General features: G+C 42.2%; 1 protein-coding gene. It reads left to right on the top strand.

What is annotated here, in order from left to right:
• A partial coding sequence (locus tag AALA56_RS10145; protein ID WP_369909906.1) for an ISL3 family transposase occupies positions 1–720 on the top strand: 720 nt, incomplete at its 5' end.
• Positions 721–732 lie beyond the last annotated feature (12 nt).

Here is a 732-nt window from a genome sequence, read left to right as displayed (position 1 = left end):
GCAGTGCTGGAGAATAATCGCCAAACGACCATCAAAAACCACTTCTACAAGTATTCAAGACAAGCTAGAGAAGCAGTCAGAGTAGTGACTGTCGACATGTCGGGTGCCTACATTCCTATCATCAGGAAACTATTTCCGAAAGCTGAGATTGTCCTCGACCGTTTCCACATCGTGCAGCACCTCTCTCGAGCCATGATGACCACTCGTATTGCCATCATGAAGAGCTTTGACAAGAAGTCGCTGCCTTACAGAGCCCTGAAGAATCACTGGAGAATCCTGCAAAAGGATAGCAGAAAGCTCTCCGATAAGGCTTTCTACTCCAGAACCTTTCGACAAACTTTGACGCCTAGAGACATTGTCCAGAAAACCTTGGATTTTTCGCCTGAGTTACGCTATTATTATGACCTTTACCAATTACTGCTCTTTCATTTTCAAGAGAAGCGTGTCGAGTCATTTTTCGGACTGATTCATGACAATGTCGATAGTGTTAACGCAAACTTTGCAAGAGTCTTTCGGACTTTTCTAAAGCACGAAACCTATATCACCAACGCTCTGAAATATCCTTATTCCAACGCCAAATTAGAAGCTACTAACAAACTCATCAAAGACAGCAAACGGCAAGCGTTTGGGTTTCGTAACTTTAAGAACTTTAGAACAAAGATTCTCATCATTTTGAATATCAAAAGAGAGAGAACGAAAATCGTTCTCTCTCGCACTTAGCTTTTCATCAAC

It is taken from the genome of Streptococcus hyointestinalis (assembly GCF_041225505.1).
Lineage (GTDB): Bacteria > Bacillota > Bacilli > Lactobacillales > Streptococcaceae > Streptococcus > Streptococcus hyointestinalis_B.
The sequence above is the reverse complement of the archived record's forward strand: the minus strand, read 5'-3'. Positions and strand labels throughout refer to the sequence as shown.